The 19,070-nt window shown below is 65.7% G+C and carries 16 protein-coding genes and 1 pseudogene; 10 read left to right on the top strand and 7 right to left on the bottom strand.

The window, feature by feature from the left end; genetic code table 11:
- Positions 1-400: MFS transporter (locus RMO81_RS13755; protein WP_409049623.1), on the top strand; the 400-nt coding region annotated here is incomplete at its 5' end.
- 346 nt (positions 401-746) lie between these two features.
- On the opposite strand, the gene ftsH is transcribed toward RMO81_RS13755, so the two are convergent.
- The 4 genes from ftsH to RMO81_RS13735 all read right to left on the bottom strand — a co-directional run bounded on the left by ftsH (position 747) and on the right by RMO81_RS13735 (position 5,665).
- Positions 747-2,693: an ATP-dependent zinc metalloprotease FtsH gene (ftsH, locus tag RMO81_RS13750; RefSeq protein ID WP_310476460.1), complete on the bottom strand. Its 1,947-nt coding sequence runs from the start codon at positions 2,691-2,693 to the stop codon at positions 747-749.
- Between the two features lie 121 nt (positions 2,694-2,814).
- Positions 2,815-3,828 (bottom strand): tRNA lysidine(34) synthetase TilS, encoded by a 1,014-nt coding sequence (gene tilS / locus RMO81_RS13745; RefSeq protein ID WP_310476459.1) that lies wholly within the window; start codon positions 3,826-3,828, stop codon positions 2,815-2,817.
- A complete protein-coding gene (locus RMO81_RS13740) occupies positions 3,825-4,739 on the bottom strand; it encodes a YbgF trimerization domain-containing protein (protein ID WP_310476458.1) in 915 nt (304 codons plus the stop codon). The genes tilS and RMO81_RS13740 overlap by 4 nt, the downstream gene beginning before the upstream one ends.
- Positions 4,740-4,756: 17 nt before the next feature.
- On the bottom strand, positions 4,757-5,665 hold the full coding sequence (locus RMO81_RS13735; RefSeq protein WP_310476457.1) for a helix-turn-helix domain-containing protein: 909 nt from the start codon (positions 5,663-5,665) through the stop codon (positions 4,757-4,759).
- Between the two features lie 234 nt (positions 5,666-5,899).
- Between RMO81_RS13735 and typA the strand changes: the two genes are divergently transcribed.
- The 4 genes from typA to RMO81_RS13715 all read left to right on the top strand — a co-directional run bounded on the left by typA (position 5,900) and on the right by RMO81_RS13715 (position 10,556).
- A complete protein-coding gene (typA, locus tag RMO81_RS13730; protein ID WP_310476456.1) occupies positions 5,900-7,735 on the top strand; it encodes a translational GTPase TypA in 1,836 nt (611 codons plus the stop codon).
- A 163-nt stretch (positions 7,736-7,898) separates the two neighbouring features.
- The gene (gene folE, locus RMO81_RS13725) at positions 7,899-8,495 is read left to right on the top strand and encodes a GTP cyclohydrolase I FolE (RefSeq protein WP_310476462.1); all 597 of its coding nucleotides are present in this window, start codon (positions 7,899-7,901) and stop codon (positions 8,493-8,495) included.
- A 61-nt stretch (positions 8,496-8,556) separates the two neighbouring features.
- Positions 8,557-9,105 (top strand): hypothetical protein, encoded by a 549-nt coding sequence (locus tag RMO81_RS13720; protein WP_310476455.1) that lies wholly within the window; start codon positions 8,557-8,559, stop codon positions 9,103-9,105.
- 62 nt (positions 9,106-9,167) lie between these two features.
- Positions 9,168-10,556, top strand: a complete 1,389-nt coding sequence (locus RMO81_RS13715; protein ID WP_310476454.1) for an MATE family efflux transporter — start codon at positions 9,168-9,170, stop codon at positions 10,554-10,556.
- Here the strand turns inward: RMO81_RS13715 and RMO81_RS13710 are convergent.
- Positions 10,516-11,832 (bottom strand): NAD(P)-binding domain-containing protein, encoded by a 1,317-nt coding sequence (locus RMO81_RS13710; RefSeq protein ID WP_310476453.1) that lies wholly within the window; start codon positions 11,830-11,832, stop codon positions 10,516-10,518. The genes RMO81_RS13715 and RMO81_RS13710 overlap by 41 nt on opposite strands.
- A gap of 146 nt (positions 11,833-11,978) precedes the next feature.
- On the opposite strand from RMO81_RS13710, the gene RMO81_RS13705 reads away from it, so the two are divergent.
- The 4 genes from RMO81_RS13705 (at position 11,979) to eda (ending at position 16,439) form a co-directional block, all read left to right on the top strand.
- The gene (locus tag RMO81_RS13705) at positions 11,979-13,256 is read left to right on the top strand and encodes a cation:proton antiporter (RefSeq protein ID WP_310476452.1); all 1,278 of its coding nucleotides are present in this window, start codon (positions 11,979-11,981) and stop codon (positions 13,254-13,256) included.
- Positions 13,257-13,397: 141 nt separating this feature from the next.
- Positions 13,398-14,846 carry a glucose-6-phosphate dehydrogenase gene (zwf, locus tag RMO81_RS13700; protein ID WP_310476451.1) on the top strand — a complete coding sequence of 483 codons (1,449 nt, stop codon included), beginning with the start codon at positions 13,398-13,400 and terminating at the stop codon, positions 14,844-14,846.
- The gene (gene glk / locus RMO81_RS13695) at positions 14,839-15,828 is read left to right on the top strand and encodes a glucokinase (protein ID WP_310476450.1); all 990 of its coding nucleotides are present in this window, start codon (positions 14,839-14,841) and stop codon (positions 15,826-15,828) included. Before zwf ends, glk begins: the two co-directional genes overlap by 8 nt.
- A complete protein-coding gene (gene eda, locus RMO81_RS13690; RefSeq protein WP_310476461.1) occupies positions 15,828-16,439 on the top strand; it encodes a bifunctional 4-hydroxy-2-oxoglutarate aldolase/2-dehydro-3-deoxy-phosphogluconate aldolase in 612 nt (203 codons plus the stop codon). The genes glk and eda overlap by 1 nt, the downstream gene beginning before the upstream one ends.
- Here eda and RMO81_RS13685 read toward each other — a convergent pair whose 3' ends face one another.
- On the bottom strand, positions 16,440-17,927 hold the full coding sequence (locus RMO81_RS13685; protein ID WP_310476449.1) for a hypothetical protein: 1,488 nt from the start codon (positions 17,925-17,927) through the stop codon (positions 16,440-16,442).
- Complete coding sequence (locus tag RMO81_RS13680; RefSeq protein ID WP_310476448.1) at positions 17,924-18,661, bottom strand: ABC transporter ATP-binding protein; 738 nt, start codon at positions 18,659-18,661, stop codon at positions 17,924-17,926. The genes RMO81_RS13685 and RMO81_RS13680 overlap by 4 nt, the downstream gene beginning before the upstream one ends.
- Positions 18,662-18,789: 128 nt before the next feature.
- Here RMO81_RS13680 and RMO81_RS13675 point away from each other — a divergent pair.
- A pseudogene (locus RMO81_RS13675) lies at positions 18,790-19,070 on the top strand (hypothetical protein); the annotation flags it as partial.

Genomic DNA, 19,070 nt, shown 5'->3' with positions numbered 1-19,070 from the left:
GGTGCTGATCCCGCAGCTGCGTCTGACGCCGCCGGCGCTGATGCGCTGGGGCACGCTGCTTGCCGCTGCGGGAACGGCCGGCATCGCGGTTTCCGGCAGCCTTTATGCGCTGGTGATCGCGTTTGCGCTGATGAGCATGGGCTATGGCCTGGCGCGGCCGGGCTTCACCGCTGGTGCCAGCATCGCCGTCTCCCGCGCCGAACAGGGCGGCGTTGCGGGCGCGGTCACCTCGGTCAACGGCAGCTGCTTCGTGTTTGCACCAGCCGTCGGCATCGGCCTGTATCAGATCGGCCCGTCGGTCACCTATTGGCTGGGCGCAGCGGCGTTGCTGGCGCTGGCCGTCTATGCCTTCGCCAAGCCGGAACTGGGCCGCGAACCGAGCGAATATAGCGAAGACTGATCATCGCGGCTTCCTGGTCTCGACGCTGGCGAACTTCATCAGGTCAGAGCCATCAACCGTCTGATACCAAGTCCTGGAAATGCAAACCCTACGCAAGCAAGGAAACGGGCCTCCGGCGGCCAGGGCCTGAGGCCCTGGACCCGCCTTCATCAGAGCCGCGACAAGCGACACATTTCGCGCCCGCATCATCGTAAAACAAATGGGTGCAGGCCTCCGGCCGGCCCGCCGGAGGCTGCCACTTCCTGATTCTTCAGGTCTTCCGCGACAGGCCAAGATCAATGCGGCTGGGTGTCAGCGGCGGCCACGGGAGCCGCCGCGAGGATCACCAAAGCCGCCAGCCGGCCTCTCAAACGCCGGCGGGCGCCTCACCCAGGCCGGTGCCGCGACGGCCCGCCTTGGGGATGGCCGACGTGCCCGAAGCCGGACGCGCCACCGGAGTGGTGGTGGCACTGCCGCGATTGATGGTGCCGCCGTCCATCACCTGCTTGATCTCGTCACCGGTCAGGGTTTCATATTCAAGCAGTGCGCCAGCAATAGCGTGCAGCTGGTCGATATTCTCGGTCAGCACGTATTTGGCGCGGTCATAGCCGGTGGTCACGATGGCGCGCACTTCGCTGTCGATCATCTGCGCGGTCTCTTCCGACATGTTCTGCGCCTTGGTCACGCTGTGGCCCAGGAACACCTCTTCCTGGTTCTCGACATATTTCAGCGGGCCCAACTTGTCGGACATGCCCCACTGGGTCGCCATCGAGCGCGCCAGATCGGTGGCATAGCTGATATCGGACGACGCGCCGGAGCTGACCTTGTCATAGCCGAAGATCACTTCTTCAGCGACACGGCCACCCATGGCGACCGCCAGGTTGGCGTACATCTTGTCCCGGTGATAACTGTACTGATCGCGTTCCGGCAGGCGCATCACCATGCCCAGCGCGCGGCCGCGCGGGATGATGGTGGCCTTGTGAATCGGGTCCGACGCCTGTTCATGCAGCGAGACAAGCGCGTGGCCGGCCTCGTGATAGGCGGTCATTTTCTTCTCGTCTTCGGTCATCGCCATGGTCTTGCGTTCGGTGCCCATCAGCACCTTGTCCTTGGCGTCTTCGAATTCGCGCATCGACACCAGTCGCTTGCCGCGGCGGGCGGCCAGCAACGCGGCTTCGTTGACCAGATTGGCGAGATCGGCCCCGGCAAAGCCCGGCGTGCCGCGCGCGATGGTGCGGGCGTTCACGTCGGGCGCCAACGGCACCTTCTTCATGTGGACGCCCAGAATCTTCTCGCGCCCATCGATATCTGGGCGGCCCACCACCACCTGGCGATCGAAACGGCCGGGACGCAGCAACGCCGGGTCAAGCACATCGGGGCGGTTGGTGGCGGCGATGATGATGATACCTTCGTTGGTATCGAAGCCGTCCATTTCCACCAGCAGCTGGTTCAATGTCTGCTCGCGTTCGTCGTTGCCGCCGCCCAAGCCAGCGCCACGGCTGCGGCCGACGGCGTCGATTTCATCGATGAAGATGATGCACGGCGCCGACTTCTTGCCCTGTTCGAACATGTCGCGGACACGGCTGGCACCGACGCCGACGAACATTTCGACGAAATCGGAACCCGAAATGGAGAAGAACGGCACATTGGCTTCGCCAGCAATGGCGCGGGCCAGCAGCGTCTTGCCGGTGCCGGGCGGGCCGACCAGTAGCGCGCCCTTCGGAATCTTGCCGCCCAGGCGGCTGAAACGGCCCGGATCCTTCAGGAAGTCGACGATTTCCTGCAGTTCTTCGCGGGCTTCATCAATGCCGGCCACGTCTTCAAACGTTACACGGCCTTCCTTCTGAACGAGCAGCTTGGCGCGCGATTTGCCGAAACCCATGGCGCCGCGGCCGGCACCGTTCTGCATCTGACGCATCACAAAGATCCAGATGCCGATCATCAGGATGAAGGGCAGCATGTTCAGGAACAGCTGCGCGATCACCGAACGGCTTTCCTCCGGCTTGGCGTCAAAGCGCACGCCCTTGGCGCGAAGGCGCTCGATCAGTTGGGTGTCACCGGGGTTGAAGGTGCGGAATTCTTCATCGCCGCTGGTGCGGCCAACAATTTCATCACCACGGATCTCGACCGATTTCACTGCGCCATCATCCACGCGCGCCAGGAAATCCGAATAGACCAGCGTATCGCCGCTGCGCGAGGAACCGGTGCCCTGCATCACGTTCACCGCCACGGCGAGGCCAAGCAGGATGACGACCCACAAACCCAGATTTTTCATCCAGGGGCTGGGCGTGCGGTTGTTGGGGCCTTCGGACATGAACTGTTCCCGATCAGATACGGACGCGTGTGCAAAGCAACGGCAAACCGTTCAGCGCTCACAAACCCAAGATAGGGCGGAATGACTGCGTTGCAATCCGCCTGTGCTGTTCTGCCCCGTTTCAGGCGGCGTTTTGTGGCCTTTTGCCGCCCTTCTGTGGCGGCTGGGTGACGGAAAGTTGCCAGATTGTGCCGGGCCGCGCGACTACGCCGGCCAACGTGCCGCTGAAACCATCACCGAGTCGCGCCGCCAGCCGGGCGATGTCACTGCCCCGCACCGGCCGGCCTGCCAGCGTTTCCAAAGCCAGCGTTTCCACCGCCCGTGCCAGCAACCGCTGCACCAGCGCTGCGGGCAGCCCGCCGGCATCAATTGCCAAGCGACCATCGGTTTCGCGCACCCGCCCGGCCCAAGCCAGATCGGCCGCCCAGGCCAGAGCTTGGGCATCGGCGGCCAGATGCGCCGCGCTGGCCGCCAGAGCAGCAGCATCCAGCGCCGGATTGGCGGCCAGCAGGGCCCTGGCCTGCGTGCGATCGTGGCGTGTGTCGTGGTTCGCGGGATCATCGACCAGTTGCCAGCCAGCGGCTGCAGCAATGGCTGAAAGCGCTGCCTTGCGGCAGCCCAGCAAGGGCCGCACCAGCATCACGCCCGATGGCTGGTCGGCCCGCAGCGGCCGTGCGGCACGGATGCCGGCTAACCCGCCGCTGGCGCTGGCGCGGCCCAGCCGCATCAGCAGGGTTTCGGCCTGATCATCGGCATGATGCGCCGTCAGCAGCAGTGCATGCCGGTGCTGCACGCACCAATCGCCAAGCAATTCATAGCGGGCCGCCCGGGCGCGGGCCTGCACATTGCTGTCAAAGCCCGGGCCTTCACGCACAAGCGTTTGATGGGGAATGGCGCGTGCGGCGCACTGGGCCGCAACACCAGCGGCTTCAGCAGCGGCGGCGGCCCGCAGGCGGTGATCAACTGTAAGCGCCGTTACCCGGCCCGGAAAAGCCGCCGCCGCCAGCGACAGCAGCGCCAGGCTGTCTGGCCCGCCCGAGGTTGCCACGGCAAGGCGTTCATCAACGGAAACCGGGCGGCCCAGCGCTGCCCCGATCAGTGCGGCAAGATCAGGCCGCACATCTGGCGGGCTCACGCAGCGCACTTGGCTTTCGTGCGCTGGCGGCCGGCATCGGCCTTCTGCGTATCGGTCAATTTGGCTCCATACACTGTTTCCAATTCGCCCAGCACCTGGCAGGCGTCCTTGGGCTTGGTCATGGCGTTCAGAGCGTTGGCGAGCGCAATCAGGGCGTCTGGCGCCGGGGTTGAGCGCGGAGCCGACTGATAGACATCGAGGAACGCCTTGGCGGCCTGCGGATATTGCGTGCGCGCGGCAAAGCTGCGGCCAAGCCAATATTTGGCCTGCGGCACGCGGGTGGATTTCGGCCAATCGGCAACGAACTGGCTCATGGCGGTTTCAACACCCGGCCAGTCGCGCGCGGTCACCTTGGGATAAGCCACAGCCCAGGCGGCCCCGTCGGTAGCTGGCTTGGTGGTTGGCTTGGCGGCAGGCTTGATGGGGGCCGCAACCGTGCCGCCTAAACCCGTGGCCGAACCCGTGGCCGGAGCGGCGACCGGTGCCGAACCGTCCACCGGTGCAGCTGCGCCGCCGGGATTTTCCAGCGCGTTCAGGCGAAATTCCGCATCGCCCTTCAACCGGCGCTGGCTGTCTTCCAGCTGCCGCAGCTTGTATTCCATGGCCTCGATCTGGCCGGTCATGGTTTTCAACTGGCCTTCCAGCGCATCCACCCGTCCGGTCAGATCGGCAATCGGCGTGGTGGCCGGCGGCGTTTCCGGCGCAGGCACGGGCGCGGCGGCCTGGGCCGGGATTTCCGGTTCGAAGTAGCGCGCGTTGCCGCCGGGAAACACCTTGCGCTGCACGGCGCGCATTTCCGATTCGAGCGTTCCCACCCGGCGATCCAGCTTGCCCACATCCACCGCCTGCGCCGCCAGCGGGGCGGGCAACAGCACGGCAGCAGCAAGCAGGGCGGGCAGCAAACGGGTCAAGGTCGGGCTCCAGAAACTCAGCGTGGCGCCGGTTGTGGCGCAGCCTGACTTGCCGGACCCTGAACGAGCGGCGCGGCAGCAGCAGACCCGGCAAAGCGTTCCGCCAACGCCGGCGCGGTCAGCACAACGCCGTCAATGGTATCCACCGGGCCGCCAAGGGGCGGCAGCTTCACGCCGGCCACCGTCACTTCGATCACCCCGGCGCGGCCGGCGCGCAGCACCAGCGGGCCATTGTCTTCCGGCACATTGTAGATGCTCCCCGCCACCATCAGGCCTTGAAAGGCGCGTTTGCCGGTGACACGGCTATAGATTTTCACCCACACATCCTCGCGCGCCGTCAGCACCACCGGCCCGCTGGCGGGGATCGCCGCCGGAGTGGCCGGGGTGGCGGGGGTGGCGGGGGCAACAATCGGCACGCCGCCAGCCGGGGCTGCCGGCGCCGAGCCCGCAACCTGGCCCGGCGGCGTGACCGCCGCAGCCGGCGGAGCGCTCGGCACCGGCTCCAGCACGCCACTGCCATAAAGCCCGAGACCGCCGATCACCAGCACCAGCACCGCCAGCCCGGCAAAGGCCAGCCCACGCGATGGCAGGCGCGCTTCATCCAGCGGTTCCAGGCTGGGTGCGGTTGGCACATGCGGGGTCAACCGGGTTTCCGTACGGAACTGGGCGCCCACGGCTTCGGGATTGAGGCCGACACTGCGTGCAAAGGTCTTCACGAAGCCCAGCGCATAGGGCAGCGCCGGCAACGCTTCGTGATCATCGGCTTCGATGGCCATCAGATGCCGCAGCGGCACGCGGGTTTCGCGGGCCACATCGGCCAACTCGCGCCCAGCCGCCGCCCGCGCTTCAGCCAGCAGGGCGCCAACCGTCAGGCCCCGGTAAGACCCTTGCTGGTTTGCTGTATTTCCCTGTTCGTCATCGACCATTCGGGCGAACCTTCCGCTTTGTCTCGGACATGCCCATTGTCATCGTCTGGTGTCAATCATCTGCAAGCGGTTTGCACCGCTTTTGCGGCAGTGCAGCACACACTGCAGACCCTTGGCTTGCCCTTATGCCGGGCTTGCCCTATGGGCGCAGCCGATATGGCCGGCCCACAGCTGGCGATCTGACCCGAATTGCCCCCAACGGCTGCTAACGCCTCATTTGTCCGGAAGCCCCGCATGTCCACCCGCAACATCGCGATCATCGCGCACGTCGACCATGGCAAGACCACTCTGGTCGACCAGCTGTTCCGCCAGTCCGGCACCTTCCGCGACAACCAGCGCGTGGCCGAACGGGCCATGGATTCCAACGATCTGGAAAAAGAACGCGGGATCACCATCCTGGCCAAGTGCACCAGCATCGAATGGGCCGATGCCGATGGCAATCCCTACCACGTCAACATCGTCGATACCCCCGGCCACGCCGATTTCGGCGGCGAAGTGGAACGCATCCTGTCGATGGTTGATGGCGTGATCCTGCTGGTCGATGCCGCCGAAGGCCCGATGCCGCAAACCAAATTCGTCTGCGGCAAGGCGCTGGCGCTGGGCCTGCGGCCAATCGTGGTGGTCAACAAGATCGATCGTCCCGATGCGCGCGCCAGCGAAGTGTTGAACGAAGTGTTCGATCTGTTCGTGACGCTGGAAGCCAACGACGATCAGCTCGATTTTCCCATCCTCTATGCCTCGGGCCGTGGCGGTTATGCCGGGCCGACCGATGATGTGCGTTCGGGCGACCTGAAGCCGCTGTTCCAGAAGATCGTCGATCATGTGCCGCCGCCCAGCGGTGACCCGGAAGCGCCGTTCCGCATGCTGGTTTCGCTGCTGGACCGCGACAATTTCCTGGGCCGCATCCTGACGGGGCGCATCATGTCGGGCACGCTGAAGGTGAACAGCCCGATCCACGCGCTGAACCCGGACAACAAGGTGGCCGAAATCGGCCGCGCGTCGAAGATCTTTGCCTTCCGCGGCCTCGAGCGTGTTGCTGTCGATCAAGCCGTGGCCGGGGACATCGTCGCCCTGGCTGGCCTGACCAAGGCCACCGTGGCCGATACCATCGCCGAACAGAGCGTGAGCGAAGCGCTGGCCGCGCAGCCGATCGATCCGCCGACCCTGTCGATGACCTTCAGCGTGAATGACAGCCCCTATGCCGGCAAGGATGGTTCGAAGGTGACCAGTCGCATGATCGCTGATCGCCTGGCCCGCGAAGCTGAAGGCAATGTGGCGATCCGCATCACCGAACTGCCGTCGAAGGACGCATTTGAAGTGGCTGGCCGCGGCGAACTGCAGCTGGGCGTGCTGATTGAAACCATGCGCCGCGAAGGCTTTGAACTGTCGATCAGCCGCCCGCGGGTGATTTTCGGCACCGATGAAGCCGGCAAGCGCACCGAGCCCTATGAAATCGTCGTGATCGACGTGGACGAAGCCTATTCCGGCACGGTTGTCGAAAAGATGGCGACCCGCAAGGCCGAGATGACCGACATGCGCCCGAGCGGCGGCGGCAAGACCCGCCTCACCTTCTCGTCTCCGTCGCGCGGCCTGATCGGCTATCACGGCGAGTTCCTGTCCGACACGCGCGGCACCGGCATCATGAACCGGCTGTTTGAAAAATACGGCCCGCACAAGGGCACGATTTCCGGTCGCGCCAACGGCGTGCTGATCTCGACGGAAAGCGGCGAAGCCGTCACCTATGCACTGGGCTATCTGCAGCCGCGCGGCATCCTGATGATCGGCCCGGGCGAATCTGTTTACCAGGGCATGGTGATCGGCGAGAACGCACGTGAGGAAGATCTTGAGGTCAACCCGCTGAAATCGAAGGCGCTGACCAACTTCCGCGCCAGCGGCAAGGATGATGCCATCCAGCTGTCACCGCCCAAGAAGCTGACGCTGGAACAGGCCATCGCCTATATCGACGAGGACGAACTGGTGGAGGTGACGCCCAATCACATCCGCCTGCGCAAGATCCACCTCGATCCCAACGAGCGCAAGCGCGCCAGCCGCGCCCGCCAGACAGGCTGAACAGCGACCAGCGCGCCACTGCGACAACAGCGCGATTGCGGGGCCGGGCGGGAGCGCCTAGGCCGCGCATCCTGATTGGCCGCAGCGGGCCAGGCGGATGCCGCACCGGCTCCGTGCTCGAGCTGGAGTTTCTCTGATGACCATTTATGACGACGACAGCCCGATGGACGCGCCGGCGCGCGCCGATTTCATCACCATCCCGCAGGCCGAAGCCGAAGACGCCATTCGCACGCTGATTCGCTGGACCGGCGATGATCCGACCCGCGAAGGCCTGCTCGACACGCCAAAGCGCGTGGCCAAGGCCTGGCGCGAATATACCAAGGGCTATGCCGAAGATCCCGGCCTGCACCTGTCGCGCACCTTTGCCGAAGTCGGCGGCTATGACGAGATCGTGATCCTGCGCGACATCCCGTTCCAGTCGCACTGCGAACATCACATGGCGCCGATCATCGGCAGGGCGCACATCGCCTATCTGCCGCGCAGCCGGGTGGTGGGCATTTCAAAGCTGGCGCGCGTGCTGCACGGCTATGCCCGGCGGCTGCAGGTGCAGGAACGATTGACGGCGGAAGTGGCCGATTGCATCCAGCAGCATCTTGATCCGGTGGGCGTCGCCGTGGTGATCGAAGCGACGCATGCCTGCATGTCGGCCCGCGGCGTGATGACCCCGGGCGTGGTGATGACCACCAGCCGCATGATGGGCACATTCCGCAACGATCACAGCAGCCGCACCGAAGTGCTGCGCCTGATGGGGAAGGGCTGACAGTTCGGCACCGGGCGGCAAGCCACTTGCTCTGCGCCGATTTTTGCGCGATTCTGCCGCGATGAAACACTCGCACGTTCTGCTTCTTGCCCTTCTCATCACCACAAAGGCCGCTGCGCAGCAGGCCGCGGCACCTACCCCGACCGGAGCCGAGCAGATCGTCACCCCCGACAAGGGTGAAACCGACGACGCGCTGGAACGCGCGGCCACAAAGCCGCTGCGCGATCTCAATATCATGGCGACCAAGACGGCGCCGGAACTGGCCGCGATCATGGCGCGGCCCTATGCGTTGGAAGGCTTGCGCACCTGCAGGCAGCTCAACGCCGAAGTGAACTGGATCACGACGCTGGTTGGCCCCGATGTCGATGATCCGGCCTTGGCCAGCAAGCGCGGCCGCGACCCGGCCGAGCAGTTGCTGGACGGCGCCGAGAGCATCACCGGCAATCTGATCCTGGGGCAGGGGCTAATCCGCGAAATCACCGGTGCCAGCAAATCGGCGCGCAAAGCCGCCGGCGCCCGGCTGGCCGGACAGCTGCGCCGCAGCTACATCAAGGGCGTGATGTTCAATCGTGGCTGCAGGCTGGTTCCGCCCCCGCCCACAAAGCCGTAATTTGCCTGTTGCCGCCGCACCCTGTATCCGGAGCGGCTTTTTGCCAACCGGGATGATCCATCATGCAGGCCAGCCCTGCCCCAGACGAAACGGCCGACCACGGCCTGCCGGTGCTGCTGAAGCTGGCAGCGCCGGTCGTCGCGTCGCGGCTGGGCATCATGGCGATGGGTCTGGTCGATACCATTGTTGTTGGCCGTTATAGCGCCAGCGAACTGAGCTATCACGCGCTGGGCTGGGCGGTGACCGGCGTGGTGCTGACCACCGCGCTGGGCCTGTTGTCGGGCGTGCAGGTGATGACCAGCCAGGCCATCGGCGAAGGCCGCGAAGCCGAAACCGGCGCGATCCTGCGGCGCGGGCTGGCCTATGCCACGTGGATTTCGCTGGCTTGCGCGCTGTTCCTGTTCGTCACCGGCGGGCCAATGCTGGTGGCGTTCGACATGGCGCCGGGGCTGGCTGAGGGCGCGACGCTGGTGCTGCAGGTGCAGGCAGTGTCGCTGGTGCCTATCATCGTCGCCGATGCCGGGCTGTTCTGGCTGGAGGCCCACGGCCGCGCCATTACCGGCATGGTGGCAATGTGGCTGGCAAATATCGTCAACCTCTTCGTCAATCTGTGGCTGGTGCCCGGTGACAATATCTTCGGGGTGAGCGGTGCAGCGGCGAGCGCCTGGGCGACCTTTGCCAGCCGGCTGTTCCTGCTGGTGGTGCTGGCAGCTGTCATCCTGCGCTGGCGCCGCTCGCGGGAACTGGGCGTGCTGTCACCGGCGCCGCGCGATGCAGCCGCAGCCCGGGCGATGCGCGCTGTCGGCTATGGCGCGGCGGTGAGCTATTTCATCGAAAGCCTGGCCTTTTCGGCGATGGCGGTGTTTGCCGGCTGGATCAGCGTCACGGCGGTGGCGATCTGGGCCGTGGTGATCAACGTGGCGGCACTGGTGTTCATGGTGCCGCTGGGGCTTTCGGTGGCGACATCGGTGCTGGTCGGCCGGGCCTATGGCGCCCGCGATTCCCGCGCCATGCTGGCTTCGGCCGGGCAAGGGTTTGGCGTGACGTCGGCGGTTCTGCTGATCGTGTCGCTGGGGGTGTGGCTGTTCCCCGATGCCATTGCCGCGGCTTACTCTCGCGAAGCAGCCGTGATGGCCGGTATCGCCAGCGCCATGATCCTTTCCAGCCTGTTCTTTGCGGCCGACGGCCTGCAGGTGGTGGCCGCGCAATCGCTGCGCGCCCGATCGGACATCCGCGCGCCGGCGATGATTCACATCATTTCCTATGTGGTGGTGATGATGCCGCTGGCGTACTGGCTGGGCATCACATCGGGCGGCGGGGTGGATGGCCTGATCTGGGCGATCATCATCGCCAGTGCGCTGTCAGCCGTGTTGCTGTGGGGCCGCTTTGCCTGGCTGGCACGGCTTCCGCTTACGCCGCCTGACGCACCGTCCGTTTCGCTCCCCGCCTGATTTCGGCGCTCAGATCCGTTACATAAGGTTCGAAATTCACCTGCATGGTGTGGCGGCGGCTGGCGTAATAATGGCCCTGATAGCGTTCTTCTTCGGCGACGATTGTTTGCGCCATCGCTTGCGGCGACGGCAGCGCGTACCGCCCGGCCAGATACGCCGCCAGCAGCTTTGATTGCTGTTCCGCCAGGTTGACCAGTGTTGGCAGCGTTTGCGCCAGCCCCATGAACCACAGGCCGTGCAGGGCCGGATCAGCCTGCACCATGCGCTTGTAGAGCGGGATGTGATTATCGATCACCTTGGCGTCGTCGGGCGACAGGAACGGAAATTCGATGTTGTAGCCCGTCGCGCAGATGATCGCGTCCAGCACTTCGCGGCTGCCATCGGTGAACACCACCCCGTCGCCATCCAGCCGGGCGATGGCCGGCTTTACTGCGATGTCGCCGCTGCCGACGCGGGTGAGGAACTCGCCGCTCACTGTGGGGTGGGCGTCCAGCGGTTCATGGTCGGGCGTTGGCAGGCCATAATCTTCCATGTTGCCGACCAGGCTCTTCACCTTGCGGCGGCCGATCCAGCGCGCGATTGGTAGCGGCAGCCATGGCGGCGCCGCCTGCTTGTCGGCGGGGACGCCGTTGAAATATTTGGGCAGCACCCACACGCCGCGCCGGGTCGAGACAAAGCAGCGTTCGGTGATGCTGCGCTGGCCAAGCTCGGAAGCGATATCGACTGCGCTGTTGCCCAGCCCCACCACCATGACCCGTTTGCCGATCAGGTTCAGCGGCGCGAAGGGGGTGCGATAGTCGTGCGCATGGATGATGGCGCCATTGAACTGGCCCTCCCACACCGGGCGGTTCGGGCTCCAGTGATGGCCATTGGCCACCACGACGGCACGATAGGCCTTGGTGCCATGCCTGGTCTTCACATCCCAGTTCCCATCCGCCCGGCGCGTGACCTGCATCACCGGCGTTTCAAACTGCACCAGGCTCCGCAGCCCGAAATGATCGACATAATCATTGAAATATTGCGCGATCAGGCTGTGGTGCGGGAAATCCGGCCAGTCGCCGGGCACCGGGTACTCCTCAAACTGCAGCCGCCATTTCGACGTGTCGATGTGCAGCGACTGGTACGCGCTGCTCATGCCGTTGGGGTTGTTGTAAGCCCAGTTGCCGCCAATCCGGTCCGACGCTTCGAACCAGTCGAAAACAATCCCCTCGTCGCGCAACCGCTTGGCGGTGGTAAAGCCGGAACAGCCGGCACCGATCAAGGCAACAGGAAGCATGACCGCCATCCTAGGCCGTTGTGGCGGCCGCGCCACCTGACGCTTTGCAGATGCAGCAAGCCGCGGCGGTTGGCCGCTTGAGCAACAGGCGCAAATGCGGTCTATGCCATGCAGATGAGCGTTCACATCCCCTTGCTGGCCCAGCCATGAGCACCGGCGTCCACGCCAGCGAAGACCTGCTGTTCAGCATTCTGGTGCAGCTGATCATCATGATCGGCGCGGCCCGCACACTCAACATCGTCGCCCGGCGGCTGGGCCAGCCCGGCGCGGTGGGGGAGATCGTTGCCGGCCTGATGCTCGGGCCCTCCCTGCTGGGTGCGCTGGCGCCCGCGCTGTCGATTTCGCTGTTCGGCGCCACACCGGCATCGGCCATCACCATCATCAGCCAGATCGGCCTGACCCTGTTGATGTTCCAGATCGGCATGGAATTCGAGTTCGGCCATCTGCAGACCCCGCAACACCGCAAGGGCGCGCTGCTGATTGCGGCTGCGTCGGTGGTGGTGCCGCTGGCCGGCGGGCTGGCGCTGGGCTGGATCACGGCGCCGAGCCTCGCCCCGGGCATCGATCCGCTGCTGTATTCCCTGTTCTTCGGCAACGCGCTGGCAATCACGGCGCTGCCGATCCTGGGGCGCATCCTGGCGCAGTTCGGGCTGACCGACAAACCGATGGGCGTGGTGGCAATTGCGGCAGCGGCCGTTAACGACGTGGCGGGCTGGGTGCTGCTCGCCTCCATCTCGGCGCTGGCAGCGGCGCGATTCTCGGGTGGTGCGCTGGCGCTGCAATTGGCCGGCATCGCCACCTTGCTGATCGTGGCGCGGGTGGTGCTGGCGCCGTTGGCCAGCCGGCTGGTGGCGGCTTTTCCGCCCAGCAGCGGCCGGCTTGATCCCACGCTGATGGCGGCCATGCTGGCGATGACGTTCGGCCTCGCCATCTGCACTTACAAGCTGGGCATCTTCGCCATTTTCGGCGGCTTCCTCGGCGGGCTGATCATGCACCGCCACGCCGCCTTCGTGAGCGCATGGAAGGGCCAGGTTGGCGGCTTTGTGCTGGTGTTCTTCCTGCCGGTGTTCTTCACCTACACCGGCCTGCGCACCAATCTGCTCGGGCTGGGGCTGGCGGATCTGGGCTGGCTGGCGGTCATCCTTGCGGTCGCCATCCTCGCTAAGATCTTGCCGGTTTATGCCGCAGCGCGACTGTCGGGCTACACGCCGGCGGAATCCGCGGTGCTGGGCAGCCTGATGAACACCCGCGCGCTGATGGAGTTGATCGTCCTCAACATCGGCCGCGATCTCGGGGTCATCCCGGCCAATCTGTTCACCATGCTGGTGGTGATGGCCGTGCTGACCACCATCATGACCGGCCCCTTGCTGAGACAGCTGTTGCCGCGCACTGGCCACATCATCCCGGCCGGCGTCGAGGCCTGAAGGCGCACGGCTGGCGCTGGCACCGGGTTTTGGCTACGACAGGGCCACGCTCCATTAGCGCTCCATCGGCGCTCCAGCCGGGCGGCAGTAACTGTGGGCGGCAATACTTGCGTTAACGTTCACATTCCTGTTCAAGGAAGCATGATGACGGCGGCGACTTCCCTGCTTTTGTTCGGCGCGACGGGCGATCTTTCGCGGCGTATGCTGATCCCGTCGCTGTTCGGATTGAGCGTGGATGGCCTGCTCCATCCTGATCTGCGCATCATTGGTACCGCGCGTTCGGCGCTGGACAGCGGCAGCTTCCGCGAGATGGCGGCCAAGGCGCTGGAACAGTTCATCGAGCCGGACCGGCGGCCCGCAGCCGCCGTTGCCAGCTTCCTCGATCGCCTGGCCTATGTGCCGCTGGATGCCACCCGCGCCGATGGCTTTGCCGCGCTGGCCAGCGAAGTGGGTGATCCGTGCAGATTGGCGATCTTCCTGTCGACCGCGCCCAGCTTGTTCGGGTCGACCATTGCTGGCCTGGCAAGCGCCGGGCTGGCCTGCGACGGCGCACGGCTGGCACTGGAAAAGCCGCTGGGCCACGATCTGGCCAGCAGCCGCGCGATCAACGATGCCGTGGCGGCCGCCTATCCCGAAAGCCAGATTTTCCGCATCGATCATTATCTGGGCAAGGAAACCGTCCAGAATCTACTGGCGCTGCGTTTTGGCAACGTGCTGCTGGAACCGCTGTGGAACGCTGCCGGGATCGATCATGTGCAGATCAGCGTTGGTGAAACCGTCGGGCTGGAAAGCCGCGCCGATTATTATGACGGCATGGGCGCCCTGCGCGACATGGTGCAGAACCACATGCTGCAATTGCTGGCGCTGGTCGCCATGGAACCGCCAGCGCGGCTCGATCCGGCCGCCGTGCGCGATGAAAAGGTGAAGGTGCTGCGATCGCTGCGGCCGATCACCGCCAAGGACGTCGAAAGCCACAGCGTGCGCGGCCAATATGGTGCAGGCGCGATTCTGGGCCAGCCGGTGCCGGCCTACCTGGACGAACTGGGCCGCCCGTCCAACACCGAAACTTTTGTGGCGCTGAAGGCCCATGTCGATAACTGGCGCTGGAAAGGTGTGCCGTTCTATCTGCGCACCGGCAAACGCATGCCGGAACGGGTGAGCGAGATCATCGTACAGTTCCGCCCGGTGCCGCATTCGATGTTCGGCGATGCCGCGCTGCAGGCCAACAAGTTGATCATCTCCATCCAGCCCGATGAAAATGTTGGCCTGACGATGATGGCCAAGGTGCCGGGGCTGGACCGCGACGGGCTGAAGCTGCGCGCTGTGCCGCTCGATATCGGCATGACCAATGCCTTTGCCGATGTGCGCCGCCGCATTGCCTATGAACGGCTGATGCTGGATCTGATCGAAGGCCGGCAGACGCTGTTCGTGCGCCGCGACGAAGTGGAAGCGCAGTGGACCTGGATCGATGCGATCCGCGCCGGCTGGGCGGAAACCGGCATGGTCGTAAAGCCTTATGCTGCCGGCAACTGGGGCCCGGCGGCGGCCATCGCACTGACCGAACGCGACGCAAGGAGCTGGCATGACTGAGCTTGTCGCCGCCGACATTGGCGGCACTCACGCCCGTTTCGCGCTGGCCCGGCTGGATGGCGCTGGCAACGTGGTGGCGCTGGATGAACCGGTGGTGATGCGCTGCGCCGAACATGCTTCGCTGCAGATGGCGTGGGAAAGCTTTGGCAACAGCATTGGCCGGGCGCTGCCCCGCGCCGCCGCCATTGCCGTTGCCGGTCCGGTGGTGGGTGAAGAGCTGAAGCTGACCAACAATCCCTGGGTGATCCGGCCCGCAATGGTGAACGAAAAACTGGGCGTTGATGCCCATGTGCTGGTGAATGATTTCGAGGCTGTGGCCTATGCCGTGGGCGCCTGCGGGGCAGATCAGTTCCAGCACATCTGCGGGCCGGATCAGCCGTTTCCCGACACTGGCACAATTTCCGTGCTGGGGCCTGGCACCGGGCTGGGGGTTGGACTGCTGGTCAGGCAGGCCAAATCTCATTTGGGCGCTGCTGATTGGCAGGTGCTGCCCACCGAAGGCAGCCACGGCGATTTTTCCCCGGTGGACAGCCTGGAAGATGCGATCCTGGCGCATTTCCGCCGCCGCTTTGGCCGGGTTTCGGCAGAACGCGTTATTTCAGGGCCAGGTCTGGCCGATATCCACGCCGCGCTGGCGTCACTGGAAGGACGCGCGATCCAGCCCATGGACGACAAGACATTGTGGGCGCTGGCCATGAGCGGCACAGACAGCCTGGCGGCGGCCGCGCTGGATCGATTCTGCCTGGCGCTGGGGACGTTTGCAGGCAACATTGCGCTGGCCCATGGGGCCGGCGGCGTGGTAATTGGAGGAGGGTTGGGTGCTCGCCTCGCCGATCATCTGCCGCGTTCGGGTTTTGCCGGGCGCTTTGCCGCCAAGGGCCGATTTGAAACTCTGATGCGCAGCCTGCCCGTCAAGCTGATCACCCATCCGCAGCCCGGCCTGTACGGTGCTGCCGCCGCCTTTGGCAGAAAGCAGCCATGATGGATATCGACAGCGTGATGACCCTGGCGCCGGTAATCCCGGTGCTGGTGGTGGACGACATCGCCCACGCCCGGCCGCTGGCCGAAGCGCTGGTGGCCGGCGGCCTGCCCGTTCTGGAAGTGACCTTGCGCACGCCGATCGCGCTGGACGTGATCACCGAAATGGCCAAGGTGCCGGGCGCCATCGTTGGTGCCGGCACGGTGATTTCAGCCGGCGATCTGTCGGCCGCGCTGGTGGCCGGCGCCCGCTTCATCGTATCGCCCGGCATCACGGCGGCGCTGGGATCAATGGCGCGCACCAGCGGTGTGCCGTTCCTGCCCGGCGTGGCCAGCGCCAGCGACATCATCCGCGCCCAGGAAATGGGCTTCAACCGGCTGAAACTCTTCCCGGCGGTGGCTGCCGGCGGCCTGCCAATGCTGCGTGCACTGGCGGCGCCGTTTGGCCACGTGCGATTCTGCCCAACCGGCGGCATCACGCTGGCCAGCGCGCCGGAATGGCTGGCCGAACCATCGGTGGCGTGCGTGGGCGGCAGCTGGATCGCGGCACGCGGCGAAACCGATTGGGCCGCGATCGAGGCGCGGGCACGCGCGGCGGCGGCCCTGCGCGGCTGATCACTCAGCCGGTTTCGGCCTGAACCACCACACCCCGGCCAGCATCAGCGCCGGCACTGCCAGCGCCGCCACAGTCCACCAGCTGCCGGCAAGCAGCAGGCGGGTGGCCCCAGCCAGGCTGCCCAGCAGCACGAATTCCCCCACCGCCATCAGCAGCGAACTGCGATAGCGTTGGCGAAAGGCGCTGCGGCGGGCGGGCGGCTGGGTCCAGCTCTGCATGGCAGCGCTGGCCAAGCCGGCAACCAGCGCCATCGGCAACATCACCACCACCGCGATCGGTGATTTCGGCAACACCACCAGCGCCAGCACACACACCATCAGCAGCGGCGGGGTCAGTGCGGCCGCCAGCTTGGCGCGAATGGCAACGCCTGGGCGCAACGGGGCAGCAGCAATCAGATCGGGCGCATCTTCGGCGCACAGCACCAGCCACGCCAGCGACGAAGACAAGGCGCCGGCCAGGAACACGCCCGCCGCCGCCAGCCGCGCCGGCGTGATGTCGCCATCGGTGAAGATCAGGGCCAGGATCGGCACCATGAAAACCAGCTGCTGGCCGATCTGCGAAATCAGTTCGGGATCACGGCCCAGCAGTTTCAATTCCTTGCCGAATAGCACTGCTGTGGCACTGCCGCCAAAGCGCACCGCCCGGCTGCGGCGCGGCGCTGCCAGGGTCGGAGCCGCGGTGGGATCGGCCGGTGCCGCCTCCATCCGGCCCGCCGCCAGCCATGCCGAACATTGTGCCGCTGCCAGCGCCAGCGCCAGCATGGTGATCAGCGGCAACGACTGTCCGAACACCGCCTGCGCCGGCCAGTCAAACGGTGCCGGCGGGCGCTGCGAGAAAAAGGCCAATTGGGCATCGAACCATTTGGGCGCAAAATTCGGTGCCTGGCCCAGCGAAAACACCGCCGCTGCCAGGCCAACGCCGGCCACCTGCGCCACCAGCTTGGCCAGCTTGGGCCCCAGCAACCGATCCAGCAGCGTGGCGATGGTGAGCGCCAGCGCCGTTGCCACCAGCGCCACGGCCACCACCACCAGTGGGCCGGCCACCCAGGTGACATGGCCAAAGGCGGCAGAAAACAGGAAGAACGGCGCGGTGAGCAGCAGGAACGGCAGCGCCACCACCGCCTGCACACCCGCCACCCGCGCCGCCACCACCCGCGCCACCGGCAGCGGCGCGGTGAGCAGCAGTTCAAGCTCGCCGCGATCCCGGCCCAGCCGCAGCACATGGGCATAGGCGGAACTGACCATCACCAGCAGCATGCCAAGCAGCACCGCGCCGACCGAGCCGAGCGCAGCCTGCGGCAGGTCAGCGCCGCCGCGCACCCGCCACGCCATGCCCGCGCCGCCCAGGATGGGCAGCGCCGCCAGCAGCACGATGGCGATGATGCGGCCCCAGCGGCCCTGGCGGCCGCGCGCCTTCACGCGCACGTCGTGCAGCACCAGCCACGACAGGCTGCCCGGCGGCGCCAGCACGCTCATACGGCCACTCACGCCTCTGCCAACTCAAGGAACAATTGTTCCAGCGTGGTGCCTTCGGCGCGGCCAACGGAAAGTTCGGCCATGCTGCCTTCGGCCACCATGCGGCCGGCACGAATGATGCCGATGCGCTGGGCAATCCGTTCAGCCACTTCCAGAATGTGAGTCGTCAGGATCACCGTGCCGCCAGCGGCGACCTGTTCCAGCAGGATATCCTTCACCGAACGGGCCGCCGCCGCATCGAGACCGGTCAGCGGTTCATCAAGGATCAGCAGGCGCGGTTCGTGGATCAACGCGCCGGCCAGCGCCAGTTTCTGCTTCATGCCGCGCGAAAAGCCCTCGCAGCGGCTGTCGCGCTTGTCCCACAGGGTCAGGCGCTGCAACAACGCTTCGGCGCGCGGCTCCGCGTCTGCGGCGGGCACGCCCCACAGGCCGGCAATGAAGGCGAGATATTCGATCGGAGTCAGCTTGTCATAAAGCAGCGGCTCATCCGGCAACCAGGCGATCAGGCGCTTGGCGGCGATCGGATCGGCAAGTGCATCCACCCCAAACACACTGATCTCGCCCGCGTCGGGCCGCGCCAGACCGGTGACCATGCGCAGGGTTGTCGTCTTGCCGGCGCCGTTGGGGCCGAGCAGGGCATAAATCTGCCCGGCCGGCACCACCAGATCGAGGCTGTTGACGGCCTGAAAACCGTCGAAGGCCTTGGACAGACCATGGATTTGCAGGGCGGGAATCAATGCATGCATGGCGTACTCGATAACAAACCCGTGCGCCCAAAGCGATAAATGGGTGTTAACTGCTGAAATCAGAGGTTGAGCCGACGGCGGGTTCGGAGGAAACTGGCGGCGACAAACGATATGGGAAGGATCATTTCATGCGGATCTCGCTGTTGATCGGGGTAATGCTGGCCTGCACCAGCCTGGTGCAGGCCAAGGTCATTCACGTCAAACCCGGCGGCAACGCGCAGGAAAGCTTGCAGACCGCGTTGATCGAAGCGCAGCCCGGTGACACGGTGCACATCGCCGCCGGGCGCTATGCGCTGGCCGATGGCCTATCGCTGGATGTTGATGGCGTTACCGTGAAAGGTGACGGACCGGGCGCGACGATCCTTGATTTCACCGCCCAGAAGGTGGCGGGCGAAGGCCTGCTGATCAC

Origin of the sequence: Sandarakinorhabdus sp., from assembly GCF_031422795.1 — a bacterium.
Lineage (GTDB): Bacteria > Pseudomonadota > Alphaproteobacteria > Sphingomonadales > Sphingomonadaceae > Sandarakinorhabdus.
This window is presented reverse-complemented; position numbering and strand designations above follow the sequence as displayed.

Excerpts from the sequence above, each read along its gene's own strand:
- RMO81_RS13680 (WP_310476448.1), bottom strand. The coding sequence starts at position 18,661 with ATGCATGCATTGATTCCCGCCCTGCAAATCCATGGTCTGTCCAAGGCC.
- eda (WP_310476461.1), top strand. The coding sequence starts at position 15,828 with ATGGATATCGACAGCGTGATGACCCTGGCGCCGGTAATCCCGGTGCTG.
- RMO81_RS13705 (WP_310476452.1), top strand. The coding sequence starts at position 11,979 with ATGAGCACCGGCGTCCACGCCAGCGAAGACCTGCTGTTCAGCATTCTG.
- ftsH (WP_310476460.1), bottom strand. The coding sequence starts at position 2,693 with ATGTCCGAAGGCCCCAACAACCGCACGCCCAGCCCCTGGATGAAAAAT.
- RMO81_RS13715 (WP_310476454.1), top strand. The coding sequence starts at position 9,168 with ATGCAGGCCAGCCCTGCCCCAGACGAAACGGCCGACCACGGCCTGCCG.
- RMO81_RS13720 (WP_310476455.1), top strand. The coding sequence starts at position 8,557 with ATGAAACACTCGCACGTTCTGCTTCTTGCCCTTCTCATCACCACAAAG.
- RMO81_RS13710 (WP_310476453.1), bottom strand. The coding sequence starts at position 11,832 with ATGCTTCCTGTTGCCTTGATCGGTGCCGGCTGTTCCGGCTTTACCACC.
- RMO81_RS13735 (WP_310476457.1), bottom strand. The coding sequence starts at position 5,665 with ATGGTCGATGACGAACAGGGAAATACAGCAAACCAGCAAGGGTCTTAC.
- typA (WP_310476456.1), top strand. The coding sequence starts at position 5,900 with ATGTCCACCCGCAACATCGCGATCATCGCGCACGTCGACCATGGCAAG.
- glk (WP_310476450.1), top strand. The coding sequence starts at position 14,839 with ATGACTGAGCTTGTCGCCGCCGACATTGGCGGCACTCACGCCCGTTTC.
- folE (WP_310476462.1), top strand. The coding sequence starts at position 7,899 with ATGGACGCGCCGGCGCGCGCCGATTTCATCACCATCCCGCAGGCCGAA.
- zwf (WP_310476451.1), top strand. The coding sequence starts at position 13,398 with ATGATGACGGCGGCGACTTCCCTGCTTTTGTTCGGCGCGACGGGCGAT.